Raw genomic sequence first — 13,506 nt, forward strand, 5'->3', positions numbered from 1 at the left:
CAGCGCTCCTCAGCTGCAGCTACCCGCGCCGCTCATGCCGCTGGCCCCGCACGCCGTCATGCCATGACCGCTATATTCCTGGATCCACTCGATGGTGGGACCATACTGGAACAATTCGGGATGCGGCGGCTCGGGCGGCTGAGCGGACAACGACGCGTTCTTTTTCCGCAATTCCGGCCAGGTTTGCTCGGTGAAGACTTCGCGTGCGCGTAACCACACGCTCTTTCCGCGGTTGTGCCCGTCGGTGCTGAACCGCTCGGCGTTGATCGGCGTGGCACAGCAGCCTTGCGTGGCACAGGCGTTCGCGCCTGGCGTCTCTTGTTCATGTCCCGTGCCGTACAGACCGCAACCGCCTTGACCTGCACACGCGTTCTGAACGCGGCAGGTGTGATCCGATACGAGTGGCGCGGCCGGGTCGGCGAAGTTGAATTCCAGCGCCGTCGAGCAATAGCCTTGGCCAGCGCACCCATTATCGCGGGTGCGTCCTTGTCCCTTGCATTGGTTCAACCCCATGCAGGCATGCCGGACCTCGCCAGCCAGTAGATCGCCGGGCGCAGGCGGCGTCGCGGGAAACTTCGGAATGCCTTGATATTTGCTGACGTCACAGCCGGGCTTGCCCAATGTCGGCTGATCGGGCTGTGCCTGCCATAGCCCGCTGACATCCGGCAAAGTCGGGACCATGTCGACGAAATATTTCGCGTCGCTGCTGTACCAGGATTCGCCGCTATATTTGGCATCCATCCCCTTACACATCGCGACCAGCGTAGCGAAGGCCTGATTGCGCGGGCCCAGATTGATGTTCTCGAAAGTCGGTGCCAATTGGAGCGTACCGGGGTAGCCATCCGCACCGTTCAAGGAGAGCTTGCGCATCGCCTGGATGACCTTATCGAGGATCCAGATCATCGATCGGTGCAGCGTCTGATTGAAGTAGAGCTTCTGCTGGCTCGGTTCGATGAGGAAGATGCTCTCGGTCATGATCAACATGTACTGATACAGACCACTGACGATGTCAGCGAGCTCACGGCGCCCCGGCGGGTAAGCGGCGGCAACGGGATTGTCGGGAAAATTGAACATGATTTTCGCGAGCTCATCCGGGCCGAACTGACGTGCCGCCGGCGGAGGCGGGGGCGGCAGGTTCCGCAATTTTTCGTCGTGGGGATCGTAACCTACGAGTTGCGATTGCAGCGTCAGGAATTTGTAGTAGTGCGAGAGCTCGTGGTCGCTCTCATCGTCGAACTTCTCAGGGCCAAAGCCCTCGCCTTCGGCGTCGATCGTTTGAATCGCCTGGAGAGCGTTTTTGCGCGATGCAATGGTCATCAACGCGCTGCGGCCGGCGTGGCTATCGCCGCGGCTTGCATAAGCGGCGGTGGTCGCCGCTGAGCCACCCGCGGGCGCCGGAACCGGACAGCCGTAGTTGAAGACGGCAGTCGGATATACCGAGTCGATGTTGTTCGGCGAATAGTTGGACGGTTGGATCTGAGCCGGCGCTCGCCCCGACTTGAAATCGTCGTCAGTGATGTGCTTCGAACTGATGATGCAACGAAGGAAGGAATAGATCTGGCCGATCGTCTGCCAATTGTTCAACTCAGGCGGGGCATCCGCCGACGCCGGATATTCGATTTCGAGGAACTGCCATAGCTGCTCGCGCGAGAACTTGGCCAGGGGAAGCGCCATCGGCTTGCGGTCCGGTCCGAGCCTGGCATGACCCGGAAGATCCGTTGGATAGGGCGAGGGTGAGCGCAAATAGAGCTGCGGCTGCACCCCGAGCGAAAAGAGCATGTTGGACGACAACGACAAATGAAGCATTTCCTCGACCGCGACGCTCATCATGATGCCGCCCGCCTGACCGGCGAAGCGGGACAGTTCGGTCTCCGGAAAGCCTTCGGGCGTACGGTTTATCGAGTAATAGGCGAACAAGTAAAGCGGTACTGTTGCAAGTTCGATTTCGACGGCGGTCTGCAGCCCATCACGTAGCTCGCTTAACGCGCGGGCGCGATTCCAATGCTCATCGATATGGCGCACCAGGCGTTGCTCCGCTTCGCTGAGCGGACGCACAGGCAGATCTTTGCCCGTTGAATCGAGGTGGGACATACTCATTTCTCCTAGTCGGTCACGAAGATTTCTTCGTCAGCGTATTGGTCGTCACATGCGGGAAGGACACGAGGCCGTTTTTGATCTGCAGCAGTAATGTGATGGTCTGGCTGTATTGCAGCTGCGGAAAACTGCTTCCACCGTCAAAGCTCTCTAGCCAGCAGGTGAAGTCGTAGCGGGTGACGTTGCTGTACTTTTGCTCGAAGCCGATATTGCTGACTGCGCCGCTTCCGTTCGCGGAGCTGACGGTCAGCGCGATGAAATTTGTTGGTGCTCGAATCGCCAGCGCGTCCGTCAGCGCTTGGTTGGGATTGGCGGTATAGCTTGGCTGCGGATTCGTGGGCTCGTTCTTCCATGTGTAGGGAAAGGGATCGATGTCCGCTGAGGGCAGCACCGTCGCCGGTGGAATGACCGGGGCACCGCTGCCCGTGGTGTACGAGCCAAGGGCGAGGATCGAATTACCGTGCGGCACGGATAGCTGCTTCGCAACGTTGAACGACTGGTTCGGCACAATGCTGCCCAGGACCGTTTGATTGCCCACGCCATGCAGGAACCCGTTCCCGTAGGGGCCGAGCGGTTGGTTCTGATCGCCCAATAACAACATCGAGCCGTTTTCGGCATGTACCAGGGCATCCTTTTTAGGACCCTCCGCGAAATAGACGCGCTGCTCGTAAAACAGCGTATAGGCGACTTGCGCACCGTTGCCGTTGCGGTTGAGAACCGGGCCGTGGATGGCCGTAAAGGTGAGCTCTTCGTAGTAGGAGAAGTTCTTCAGGATGTAGCCGGGAGGCGCCGAGGGATCGGCTTGCGGTAACGGCATGACGTTGTACGAGAAGGGACTGTCGGTACCGCCTTTGCCCGAGCTCCCGAGCGGTTGGTTGGTCCAGGTGCCAATCAAATACGCGAGTGGTCCCAAGCTCTCCGTCGGCACGCCCGGGGTACTCTGCGGCGGTTCGGTGACGAGGGGCGTCGATAGATCAGGAACGGTGGTCTCGGGGTAGATGAATACCGTGACATTGCCGACATTGCTGCTTAGGTCCTTGCTCAAGTCGGTATTGGTGGCAAGCTGAAGCATGCCGGATTGGCCTTTGGGAAGCGTCGTGGGACCGTCACCGACCCAGAACGGTTGTCCGGAAGTGCCGATTCGCCCTACCAGCGCACCGAGTGCCTTGTTGGGTAACGGAGCACCGTCGATGGCGTCCAGCATCTGACTGCCATTCGCGTCATAGGGCACGTCGTCATCGTCGTCGGCGTCCACTTCCCACTGACCGGTTTGATACGCGACGGTCACGCCGATACTGCCGTCGACGGTGATACCCGTTGACTGCCACCCTTGATTCGACTGCACCGTAACCGCTTGCGCTGAAAATCCCCGTTCCATGTGCCCACCATAAAAGTAGTTACTGACGTTGGATTTAATAATTCTTCGACCTAGACCGCAGGCTGCTCTTGTTTTATTCCACTCGCAGTGCTGATCAAAAAGTAGCTGTTAAGGTTGACAGGTAAATTTTTGAAAAGGCATTTATTCATAGCCGAATCTCAGCTCGGCCAATGAAAAGGCGTCTTCATGAGCTCGGTTTCGCTCGGAACGATAATTTGGGTTGGGATGCTTGTTGCCGTTAAATGGGTCGACATCGCCAGATACCAGTATGATCGAGAAAGGCTCTGCACAAACAGTGATTTTTATCGGTTCGTCGTAAATAGTGAGATTCGAGAGGGCTTTCGCGTCTGAAAACCTTGGCGTCGGTTTTTCTGTGGATCGTTTCGACTAATATCGCTCGCACAGCGGCCGAGAAGAGAATGGAGGGGCTGTGGGTGAGGAAGATCGCCTCGTGCTAGGCGCGTTCTATTGGGTTATGCCGGCTCCTGCGGCTCCGGAAGAGCGGGACGACATTCCTACGAATCTACTGAACATTACGGGGTAATGCTCAGTAGCGGCAATTAGATCGACGGCGACGAGCACCAGAAGACCATTCGCTTTCAGCCGCGCACTCGTCATGGCGTGAGCGGCACCTACGAGATCTGCCTGATTTCGCGCCTCGATGGCTACTACGTCATCGTTACGCAACTGCTGTCCGGCGGGGAGCGTCGCCCTGTGACGCTCATCGATGGGCCATCGCTACACCTTGCACCCGGGCCAGTTCTATCCGCTGCGCCTGCACTACCGTGGCGAGGTCATGGCCGCGCTGCGTCATGGTGCAGTTCTGCCGATCGCGGCCCAGCAGCTCGAGGGCGACGATTTGCCGACCTTCGACTTCTATTTGCGCGCGGAACTCGATCCGCTATGACGGCGCCATCGACGATGATCTTGCTGACTGGCGCAAGGGTCTCTCGCTCGAGGAGCAATAGGGCTAAGAGCTGGCACGTACGGCACTGAGTCGGCCCGACAAGGACATGCGCGACATTATGCGCACAATTCGAGACGAGCATCAGCGGCATCCGAGCGACAACGATAGCTTCCTCGATGCGCCGATCGCCGGTATCGCGACGGTGACGGGGCGCCTGTACGGACAATCGACCTACGATCGTCTCATCCGCAGCACGCTTGGCATCGAACACATCAAGCGTCGCCCCTCGGCTCCGACCATTCAAAGGGCGATCGCGTGGGCTCAATCGTCCGCCGCGCCGCCGACCGCAAGCGGTACCGCGCGGTCATGGGCGACGCGGGCTCTGAGGCGTAAGCGCTGCGCCGGGCTGTCGAGCCGGCCGTACGCGAGGCAGTTATCCTCCTGCAATCGGCCGTCGAATCTTTAAAAGAGGCGAACCTCCTGTTACCCACGGCTCCTCCGAGCAGAAGCTCGAAGAGTAACCAGTTGATGGAAGTTCGAAACGCGTTTCGATTACGTCGTCGGTGGCGCCATTACGCCGATTCCGGTTTGGCTCCATAGCGGCGATCATTGACAACGGGCGTTATTACCCTACCCGCACACCGGAATGCATTGTAGTGAGGCGCATCCAAACATTCCGATCGCAAGCATGAGTACCGTCGCAATTTCTATCAGCTTCCTGAGCATTCTTCCCTCTCCGAGTTTAGACTTCGATGTATGACGCCGATTGTGAGGCAACAAGTCGGGGAGGCGTTGGGCACTGGCAGACGCAGAGGTCGTCGCTCAATGCAGCTTGTCGGCCGTCCGGTCCCGTTGTCGATATTCGCGGACCATTGCATACGATCTTGCCCATCGCCTTGCAAACAGGACACCAAACGGGATCGTTCTCATATGCCTGCTCACGCTGGCCAATTAGATCGTTACCATCCCCGCTCTGTACGATGCCACCTGCAGTCGTGGTGTCTCCCTTGACAATGTCGTACCGCCGCATTGACGACTCCCTTTACACGGCGCCGGGGCGCAGATGCAAGCTGTTCAACAACGTGTCCCACACTTGAAGCGCACCGGCTTCGTCGACAGGGGCGGTCGCTTGTTCCGGCGTCCGATCGGGACTGCTTGCACCGAGCAATAGTTGAATGGCCGTGTGAGGTTTCGCCAGCGTGCTCGGGTCGCCTGGTGCGAGGAGGTAAAATCGATAGGAAGTGATACCGCCGTCTTGGAGCTCGAACAAGACCTCTTCGGCATTCATGCCGGCAATGGTGCGCTTGCCTTCGCGAAGAATGCGGTAGTGCCCCGGCTGCCTGGACAGTTGTGCACGGAGGGCGGGCAGTGTCTTGGTCAGGGGCTCGCTTTGATCCTGTTCGACCGAATCGCGCATCTTGATGACCAGTAACGCGGGCCGCCCGGGCATAAGCGCGAAGGACTGGCTCACCTCCTCCGTGTATGTCGACGAGCCCGTTACGATCCCACCGTCAAAGCAGAATCCCGCTTCAGTCGGCACCGTCCAGTTATCCCGCGCCTTGATGCGACGAATCGTATCGTCATAGATGCCTTGCACTCGGCCGATTGCTCCCGAACCGATTTCCCCAACAGTGTGAAAAAGTGTGCCTTGGTCGTAGACGTATCCCTGGGTGTCGAATGGCAACGTAACGCCGTCGGTCTCAGAACTCTGATAGACGAACACCCGAGAATGTTGCGTTGGAGCAAGTTCTTTTTCTAGCCAAGCATGGTTCGTTTCTTTGTTACGATTTCCAGGATCGATGCGTTTTTTTGTGCGCAGCTCGTCTCTCAACGAATCGACCTTAGCTTCATATGTCGCAAGCGGCACGTTGTACAGAGTTTCGAGCTTCTCCCCTCGAAACTCGTACCGTTGATTCGAGATCTCGCTCGCCGCAGGCCGCTCGAACACGAGGCGGCCAACACACCACGGGCGTGGGTTAGAAAGCAGAGGATTAGTCATCGTCGGTTCCACAGAGATTGCGATTGAGCTGGCGCAGACGCCTGCCACAAATAGGAGCGCTTTCGAAATGCGTTTCAACATGATGGGTCCGGTGCGTCCTGAGCGAGTTGCACGATGCTATATAGCACGGCCCAACGCGTCCACGGATGGTTATAGCTGAATTGATGGTTATAACCATGCTGGACAAACGCCATCTGTACGCCTTTGGCAGCATCGCCCTTCGCCCGCGGATCTAAACCGCGCGCTTGCGCTTCTGCCGACCAGACCGGGACGGTGCCGTCGCCCGCAATGATGCCGTTCCGGCTCTCATACGGCGAAGGATCAGATGAGTTCGTACCAGCAGGCAGCTTATTGACTTTTTGAACCTCGAACTCGACTGCTTGCTTGTGCGATTGGAGGTAAACGCGAATGTTGCCAGTATGTGAGTCGTGCAGGAGGGTTGCCGTGCGCAGTTCCTCTTCCGTAATGATCGACGGCATATTGCCTTTCCAGATCACCCGCCCCCAAGTCAATAGTGCATCGCGCGCCTCGCCCTTTTCGATCGATGGTTTGCCCTCGCCGTTGCTGCCGATTGCAACGGCAGAGCCTGGTGGACTGCTGAGCGCGCCATCGCCGTATGCGGCATATGTTCTTTCATGGTACAGATCAATAATGTTGTTTTGATTCACGACCGCATTTCGGACCGTCTTGTGAAAGTGTTCGAGTACGGTCTGCGTTTCGTGATTCTTATCGAGGCGCGCCTTCACAATGCCTGCCGGGTCGAGCAGTTTCTCGTCCGGCAGAAGACCGAACCATTTTGAATTGGTATAGATCTCTTGGAAGGAGTTGCCGTTTGCAGGCAACTGCATCACGGGTGTCCCATCGAGCCGTGTAAATATCCACCAAGGCTCGCCGTTGATGTAGTCCGGCATTGGGATCAGCTCGAGCGGGCCCGGTGCGTTCGCCAAAACGGCAGTAAACTCGTTGGCGTCCCTTCCGAGAAGGCTACCGTTGACGAAGCTGTTGAGGCCTCCTTCGTTGCCGCCGCCCGTTCGAAAGCGCTTGGCCGCCACGGGCGCACCCGTTGCCGGCTGCACGCTGTGAAACACTCCGTGCAGGAAATCGGCGGCACCATGCATCGCGATCCCCATTCGGGCGACCAGACCGCCCATTGAGTGGGTCAATAGGATCGCCTTTCCGGTATGGTTCTCCGCGCAAATCTCCTTGATGCCCATCAGCCGCGTCGTTTTCTTCGTTTTCGGATCGTAGTAGTCGGAGCCTTCGATTACTTGCTTGGCCGAGTCTGCGTTCGATTGCAGCCAGTTGTAGCCGATCGCGTATAGCCGATACCGAAACTTCGCGAAGTGCTGGAACGCTGGGGAATCCTCCGTAAGCGCCTCGCCATTACCGAGTGCACCATAGGCGGCTGGAGACGTGCCCAACAAAGGCTTGAGCGTCCATTTCTGACCATCCGGATCCCGATCGACCCAGGCTCCTTTGGCTTCGCCTAGGTGCATCGGCTCGTTGAGCTGTTCTTCTAGCCAAGCCAAGATCGGATGATAGCTTGTACGATGCACCGATCCCCAGCCGCGCCGTCGCGCCTCGGTTTCGTCGATAAACTGGTTTTCGGTGTCGTCCTTACCGTGCTTTCCGACATTGATCGGCCCGAGCGGCGTCACGGCCGCTTGTGTCGGGTCGAAGTTTTTCTCTCGCGACGAGGCGCCGGTGAACCACAACTCGATTAGCGTCCCTAGCGCGCCGAGGCCCGCGAGCACAGTGTCCGTGTTCGGTGCGAAAAACAATTCGCCACCCGTCTCCTTATTCGCCAACTGTGACCCCATCACGCCGGGCAAGAAAATCACCGGAATGATCGGCCGCACGTCGCACAGCATCTCCTTTGGCCGAGTATCGCTCGCGGGCGTCAACGTGGCGTGTGTGTATGACGACCCGTCCTTGTCCGTGCGTCTCGCCAATCGCACGACTTCTTGCTGGGCGCTGTCGTCGAAGGGCGAGCCGCCGCTCTGACCGTCTGCCTGGTTATCGCTCATTTCCGCTTATTGGTTTGATGTTATTGTCGTGGGTCTCAAGCAGTCGTGCCGCCAGCCTTCGGGCCCGGTCGCAGCGCGCGCAGCATGATCGACTCAACGTTTTCGCTCTTCTGCTCGGACACATGTCCCAGTTCGTTCGTCATACCGGTAATCCGCGTGCCGTCCGCGCGAACAATTTCGAACGGATGGTTTTTCAATACTTCGCCGGTAATGCGATCACGCAGCACGTAGGGATCGTTGAACTTCGTTTTTGGCAAGCTGTTCATGTGCTCAGCAACCGAGCTCGGCCCCTGTCGACTGAACGAAGCCGATTTGAACGTCCTGCCGCCGCGAGTTCCGTCCTCGATGCCGTCGGCCGTAATGCGGATATACGAGCCGCCGCACTTGAGCATCAATTCCTGTTTGGCCTCGAGGATGATTCGCCCCTGGTTGCTTGTCAGCGTCATGTTCTGATCGGCGTAGAGCTGCATCTCGTCGCTTTGGGCCGAAATTTGGACCTTGCCCTTCGCAGCAAAGAGCTTCATCCCGGCCTGTTGGACGAACAAGCTGATCTTCTCGGCGGCCGCCATGATTAGCGACTTTCCGGCGCCAATGTTCGCGTTTTCGCCGCTGACGACGCTAATCTGCTTATCCGCAGCGAGCTGCGTCGATTGCTGTGTCGACAGTACAATGCCCGCAGGACTGGCCATTGCGATGACCGGTGTCGCAAAACTATTGGCTTGACCTGTACCGCCTCCTCCGGTGCGCCCGCCGGACGCGGAACCGGAGGCGCTCTGGCGCGTGGCGCCGGTCATTGCCTTAAGGACATCTTGACTCGCTTGCAGAGGCTCAGCCTGTGCCGTCACGCTGGCGTTCGACAACGATTCGACCAGCATCCCCGTGCTCTTTAACTGATCCTGTAGCTCATCGCTGCCGAGCTGTTCGCTGTCGTAAGACTTCGCATGCGTGCTCACATAGAGCCCGCGATTGGCCCGCACGGCGCCGTAGTCATCGGTGTGCAAGATAAAGCCGCTGCCCAGGTAGCTGCCCCGCGTGTTGCCGTTCTGCTGGATCAAGTAGCCCTGATGAAAGGCGCTGTAACTCTTACCCGTATAGCTCGTGAGGCGCGTTGCGCTCTGATTGGTCGCGTCGTCGTGAACGAACGCGTTGTAGGCGCCGGAGTTGCCGAACCCGCGCGAGCGGAAACCGGACAGCAAGACGTTCGTGTGCCAAGGCGGTTGGGTCGTGCCACCCGTGAGGCGGCCGAGGATGAATGGACGATCACAATCACCACCCCAATGGCCTATCACCAGCCATTCGCCCGCGCGGGGCACGTGGACGCCGCCGTAGCCGTCGCCCGTATCCGCTTGCATCGAGAGCAACAATGGCGAGGAAATGAATGCGCCTTCCGGTGTTTGCCGGTCCCACGCAAACCGCGCACGGATCCGATTCAAAGCGTCTGCCCATGCCTCTTCGCCCTGCGGAGCGACGGCCTGCGCATGCTCGATCTGCATGACAGGTTTCGGGTGCTCGAAGGGGCTTCGGTATTCAACGGTTGCCGGTTGCGCCTCGAGTTCGACGACAAAAAAGCCCGTCTGCCCATCGGCAATATGCGGCTTCGATGTGAAGCGCTTGCCGTGTGCGGCCTTTGCTTCCGCGATCACGCGTTGAAGACTGTTAGGGAAGGCCGCGTCGTGGCTGCCGATCGGCACATTGTTCTCGATGTGCCAGCGCAATTCGATGATGACGAACTGTCGATCCTGCTCCTTGGTGTGCCGTGGGTGATTGTTAAGTTCGAGGTGTGACCCTGCATCAACCCACCTCAAGGCACCCACGCCAGAATAGCGACGGGCCTGCGCGTCCCAAGCTTCGGTGCGCAGCCGGGCTCGATCATATCCGGCGTCCGAACTGGGGTAGCCGTAGGGCAAGGACTCAAAAACCTCCATCGGTGCCGTTGGGATCTGATGCGACTCCTCATGGCGCCGTTGTTCAACGGTATACGTCGTTGCCTTGAGCTGACTTGATCCTTCGAAGTCACGGCTCGGGCGCATGTAGTCGAACGACCGGTTGGTATAACGGACGCTTTGAAGGGGCTGCAGGGCGGCCCATTGCGTAAGGCCGTCGACTTCGTCGTCCGTATTGCCGCGGTAGTACATTGCCGACTTTCCCTTGGGAAGGGCGGAGAGTCGATCCACGATGACGAGCGTTGTCTGTCCCGCGTTGTCGCTCGCGTGCTCCCAATAGAAGTACCAGCCCTCATCCTCGAGAATTCGGTGGACGAAATTCAGATCGGATTCCGCCTGCCGGCAATACGAGCGCACGCGGGGCTCTGTCGTGATGTCAAGACGGACCTGACCTTGCAACTGCGGATATCGGTCGAAGACGTCGAATACAATTTGGGGCGCGTCTTTCTCCAGCCAGTAATGGTCGTCGCGGGTATGGCCAAGAAAATAAAGTGCCGACGAAAATTCAAGCTGATAGACGGCTAGATCGCCGTCGCTGCCGAGCACGCTGATACGATGAACAAAGCCGTGAATGGGACGGTAACTCGAACTGGACGACGGCGCCGTCGTCTGCTGAAGCCACAGTGTCACGGGCTGATGCATCAACGCCAACAGGGTAATATCGTTACGGATCGAGGCCGCGTCTATCGTCCAGCGATAGTCGCGGCCGATCTTCGCCCAGCCTTGTGCGCGCAGCGGAATCAGGACATCGAGGCCGAGCGGCGTATCGAGTTTAAGCAGGCGTCCTTGTTAAAAAACGCCCCGCTGAATCGCATCGTATACGTCACCGTACTTCAGCTCCCCCGGCAAGGCGGATCTGATTAGCATGATTGTTCCAATCTCTCAGTTGCTCCAGACGGCCGCGGAGCGGGGAAGCCGCACGAAAGGAATGCGGCTTCGTTTGTGATTATTGCGAAATATTACCATGCAAGCATCATTATTCGGTGGATTGCACCGTTCGTGGCATTCTCATTTGGCAGAGTCCGCGCATACCGTTTATTGCGCCGCGTTCTCCGCATCTTTTGCCTAATTATTGAGGGCGTTGTTCAGAGACCCTTGGCGCAAGAGCTTCAGGGTTGCAACGGCTGCTCAGAGCAGTGGGTGGGCAGCGTCTACCTATCGTCGTAAGCCATTGATTCTTGTGGATCCCCGGCCACGATCGATCTCAGCCAAGGGGGCTCCTTGTCGACGCTGATGTTCTCTCGGTCTGCCGGCAGCTTTGCGATGCGTGATAGCAATGCTTGCGATCTCCGAGCTGAACGCTAGCATTGATAGCAACAAGTGCTTGAAGCGGATCATGGTAAATCTTCTGGTTCGAAACGTAGACGAGGCGCTGGTGCAGGGCCTGCGAGAACGGGCAGCGGCGCACGGCCGTAGCGCGGAGGCGGAGCATCGCGAAATTTTGGCAAAGGCACTCCGGCGGCCGCAGCGCAAGACGTTCGCGGAGGTTTTGATGGCCATGCCGAACGTGGGGGATGACACCGACTTCGCGCGTGTAGATGACGGCGAGGCGGCGAATGTATTTGGTTGATACCAGCGTCATCAGCGAAGTGCGAAAGCGGGAGCGGGCCGATAAGGGCGTGGCAGCCTTCTTCCGCAAGGCTGCACAGGATAATGTGGACCTATACGTCTCCGTGGTCACGATTGGAGAGTTGCGGCGTGGCGTCGAGATCATTCGCCATCGGGGTGACAAGTCGCAGACAACGCGCCTTGAAACCTGGCTCGATGGCGTGCTGCGCGAGTTTGGCCAAAACGTTCTCCCGTTGGACGGCGAGATGGGACAGCTATGGGGGCGTCTGCGCGTCCCTCACCCGGAGCACGCGCTGGACACGTTGATTGCGGCAACCGCGTTGATCCACGATCTGACGGTGGTGACGCGAAATGTTGATGATTTCGCGCGCACAGGCACCCGCGTGCTGAATCCCTTCAAAGGATAGTTTCACAGTGGGAAAACTGGGTAACGAGAAGTGGATTGACCTACCCCCTTCTGAAGGGCCAACCGGCTTCTAGCAAAGTCCAATTAAACCAACGGCTGGGCCGCGGCAGGCGCGTCCGCTGTTGTTCGATATTTTGCTGAGCTGAAGCCGCGCGCCCGTCAGAACGCGCTGCTCGAGCTTGGCCATTTCATCGGCCACTTCCAAGCAATCATCCCACCGACGCAACGATATGCTCCCGCAGCCACTGATGCGCGGGATCACGATGCGCTCGCTCGTGCCACAGCATGCACATCTCGTAGCCGGGAACGCTGACGGGGGCTTCGACGATGGTGAGCGCCGCGTTGCCTCGCACGAGGCGATGTGGCGCCATCGCGACAAGGTGCGTCTGCGCCACTGCGGCGATGAGAAAGAGAAAGTGCGGAACCGAAAGCGCTACTCGCCGTGAGAGTCCTGCTTCGCCGAGCACTTCATCGGTGACGCCGCGAAACCCGCCGCCGTCCGGCGACACGATGACATGTTCGAGCTTGCAGAACTGCGCGAGCGTCGGACGCCTTTTCAAGCGCGGGTGACCGGCGCGGCCGATCAACACGTAGCGCTCGGCGAACAATATGCGTCGGCGCAATCCTTCCGGCGCCCCGATCGTCGTATGGAAAGCGATGTCGATGTCGCCTTGTTCGGCTTGCTTTTCGAAGCGAGGCGGCGCCATCTCCACCACGGCGAGGCGTGACCCCGGGGCACTGGTACGAAGGCCCTGCAAGGCCGGTAGCACGATGGTCGATTCCGCGTAGTCCGTCGCGGCGAGCTTCCATGTGTGAGCGGCTGCCAAAGGATCGAAAGGCCGGGCCGGCGCCACTGCACGCTCGAGCGCATCGAGCGCTTCGCGCAACGGCTCGCGCAATTGCTCGGCGCGTTGCGTCGGGCGCATGCCGCGCGGACCGGGCAATAGCAGCGGATCGTCGAATATATCGCGCAGCTTGGCCAATTGAACGCTGACGGAAGGCTGCGAGTAATGCAGGCGCAAAGCAGCGCGCGTCACGTTCAATTCGCTGAGCAAGGCGTCCAGCGTGACGAGCAAGTTCAGATCTAGGCGTCGAAGGCGATTATCCAAGGTAATACCTGCAATTTTAGGAATTCATTTCAACTATACCTTGCGGCGCCGTAGTCTGAGCCTTCGATAAAATT

Annotated in this window: 10 protein-coding genes; 3 read left to right on the forward strand and 7 right to left on the reverse strand. The window is 58.6% G+C overall.

The window, feature by feature from the left end:
• Positions 1-9: 9 nt before the first annotated feature.
• Positions 10-2,091 carry a ferritin-like domain-containing protein gene (locus MMB74_RS12100; RefSeq protein WP_277428862.1) on the reverse strand — a complete coding sequence of 694 codons (2,082 nt, stop codon included), beginning with the start codon at positions 2,089-2,091 and terminating at the stop codon, positions 10-12.
• A 19-nt stretch (positions 2,092-2,110) separates the two neighbouring features.
• Positions 2,111-3,472 carry a heme-binding protein gene (locus tag MMB74_RS12105; RefSeq protein WP_277428863.1) on the reverse strand — a complete coding sequence of 454 codons (1,362 nt, stop codon included), beginning with the start codon at positions 3,470-3,472 and terminating at the stop codon, positions 2,111-2,113.
• Positions 3,473-4,199: 727 nt separating this feature from the next.
• Here MMB74_RS12105 and MMB74_RS12110 point away from each other — a divergent pair.
• Positions 4,200-4,379, forward strand: coding sequence for a hypothetical protein (locus MMB74_RS12110; protein ID WP_277428864.1), 180 nt, complete (start codon positions 4,200-4,202; stop codon positions 4,377-4,379).
• Positions 4,380-5,121: 742 nt separating this feature from the next.
• Here MMB74_RS12110 and MMB74_RS12115 read toward each other — a convergent pair.
• The 4 genes from MMB74_RS12115 to tssI all read right to left on the reverse strand — a co-directional run bounded on the left by MMB74_RS12115 (position 5,122) and on the right by tssI (position 11,128).
• Positions 5,122-5,409 carry a PAAR domain-containing protein gene (locus MMB74_RS12115; protein ID WP_277428865.1) on the reverse strand — a complete coding sequence of 96 codons (288 nt, stop codon included), beginning with the start codon at positions 5,407-5,409 and terminating at the stop codon, positions 5,122-5,124.
• Positions 5,410-5,421: 12 nt separating this feature from the next.
• Positions 5,422-6,378, reverse strand: a complete 957-nt coding sequence (locus tag MMB74_RS12120; RefSeq protein WP_277428866.1) for a T6SS immunity protein Tli4 family protein — start codon at positions 6,376-6,378, stop codon at positions 5,422-5,424.
• 74 nt (positions 6,379-6,452) lie between these two features.
• Positions 6,453-8,405: an alpha/beta hydrolase gene (locus tag MMB74_RS12125; protein WP_277428867.1), complete on the reverse strand. Its 1,953-nt coding sequence runs from the start codon at positions 8,403-8,405 to the stop codon at positions 6,453-6,455.
• A 35-nt stretch (positions 8,406-8,440) separates the two neighbouring features.
• Positions 8,441-11,128, reverse strand: a complete 2,688-nt coding sequence (gene tssI / locus MMB74_RS12130; RefSeq protein ID WP_277428992.1) for a type VI secretion system tip protein TssI/VgrG — start codon at positions 11,126-11,128, stop codon at positions 8,441-8,443.
• Between the two features lie 556 nt (positions 11,129-11,684).
• On the opposite strand from tssI, the gene MMB74_RS12135 reads away from it, so the two are divergent.
• Positions 11,685-11,918: a DNA-binding protein gene (locus MMB74_RS12135; protein ID WP_277428993.1), complete on the forward strand. Its 234-nt coding sequence runs from the start codon at positions 11,685-11,687 to the stop codon at positions 11,916-11,918.
• Entirely contained in the window at positions 11,905-12,324 is a 420-nt protein-coding gene (locus MMB74_RS12140; RefSeq protein WP_277428868.1) for a type II toxin-antitoxin system VapC family toxin, read from the forward strand. The genes MMB74_RS12135 and MMB74_RS12140 overlap by 14 nt, the downstream gene beginning before the upstream one ends.
• 208 nt (positions 12,325-12,532) lie before the next feature.
• Here MMB74_RS12140 and MMB74_RS12145 read toward each other — a convergent pair whose 3' ends face one another.
• Positions 12,533-13,447: a LysR family transcriptional regulator gene (locus MMB74_RS12145; RefSeq protein ID WP_277428994.1), complete on the reverse strand. Its 915-nt coding sequence runs from the start codon at positions 13,445-13,447 to the stop codon at positions 12,533-12,535.
• Between the last annotated feature and the right edge of the window lie 59 nt (positions 13,448-13,506).

The organism is Trinickia sp. Y13 (assembly GCF_029522115.1).
Lineage (GTDB): Bacteria > Pseudomonadota > Gammaproteobacteria > Burkholderiales > Burkholderiaceae > Trinickia.

Bases quoted from the DNA above. Each gene is read 5' to 3' on its own strand.
- MMB74_RS12100 (WP_277428862.1), bottom strand. From the start codon at position 2,091: ATGTCCCACCTCGATTCAACGGGCAAAGATCTGCCTGTGCGTCCGCTC.
- MMB74_RS12105 (WP_277428863.1), bottom strand. From the start codon at position 3,472: ATGGAACGGGGATTTTCAGCGCAAGCGGTTACGGTGCAGTCGAATCAA.
- MMB74_RS12110 (WP_277428864.1), top strand. From the start codon at position 4,200: ATGGGCCATCGCTACACCTTGCACCCGGGCCAGTTCTATCCGCTGCGC.
- MMB74_RS12115 (WP_277428865.1), bottom strand. From the start codon at position 5,409: ATGCGGCGGTACGACATTGTCAAGGGAGACACCACGACTGCAGGTGGC.
- MMB74_RS12120 (WP_277428866.1), bottom strand. From the start codon at position 6,378: ATGACTAATCCTCTGCTTTCTAACCCACGCCCGTGGTGTGTTGGCCGC.
- MMB74_RS12125 (WP_277428867.1), bottom strand. From the start codon at position 8,405: ATGAGCGATAACCAGGCAGACGGTCAGAGCGGCGGCTCGCCCTTCGAC.
- MMB74_RS12135 (WP_277428993.1), top strand. From the start codon at position 11,685: ATGGTAAATCTTCTGGTTCGAAACGTAGACGAGGCGCTGGTGCAGGGC.
- MMB74_RS12140 (WP_277428868.1), top strand. From the start codon at position 11,905: ATGTATTTGGTTGATACCAGCGTCATCAGCGAAGTGCGAAAGCGGGAG.